This is a genomic window from Pseudomonas defluvii, assembly GCF_001695625.1.
In the GTDB taxonomy this organism is placed as follows: domain Bacteria; phylum Pseudomonadota; class Gammaproteobacteria; order Pseudomonadales; family Pseudomonadaceae; genus Aquipseudomonas; species Aquipseudomonas defluvii.
The window spans coordinates 1-643 of sequence record NZ_MBPN01000314.1; the positions used below are offsets into that span (position 1 = coordinate 1).

1 protein-coding gene is annotated in these 643 nt (G+C 65.5%); it reads left to right on the top strand.

Going from position 1 to position 643, the window contains the following annotated elements:
• Window positions 1-643: AMP-binding protein (locus EKA13_RS27520; protein WP_141685688.1), on the top strand; the 643-nt coding region annotated here is incomplete at both ends.

The window sequence follows — 643 nt, forward strand, 5'->3', positions numbered from 1 at the left end:
GCCCGGGGCTGATCTCGGCAGAGCAGAGCTACCAGACGCTGGTGGACCAAGACGTTACCGTGGCCTATTTCCCCACCAGCTATGCCCATCAACTGGCCGAGTGGGCTTTGGCGCATCCGCAGCCTTTAAAGTTGCGCTCATGCACCATCGGCGGTGAAGCGGTGTCGCGGGAGACCTTCGAGCTGCTGCGCCGTGGCCTGAAAGCGCCGCGCATCATCAACGGTTACGGGCCGACGGAAACCATCGTCACCCCGACCTTGTGGCGGGCCGACGGCGATGTACCGTGCGAAACACCCTACGCCCCCATCGGCCGTGCGGTCGGCAACCGCACCCTGTATGTGCTCGATGCCGACCTTAACCTGTTGCCACCGGGTGTGGCGGGCGAGCTGTACATTGGCGGCGAAGGGCTGGCCCGTGGTTATCACCAGCGCCCAGACCTGACCGCCGAGCGCTTTGTGCCCGACCCGTTTTCCACCACCGGTGGCCGGCTGTACCGCTCTGGCGACCGCGTGCGCTGGCTGGCCGACGGCAATCTGGAATACCTGGGGCGTATCGACCAACAGGTCAAGCTGCGCGGCTACCGCATCGAACTGGGCGAAATCGAAGCGCGACTGCAGGCCCATGCCGACGTCGGTGAGGCGGT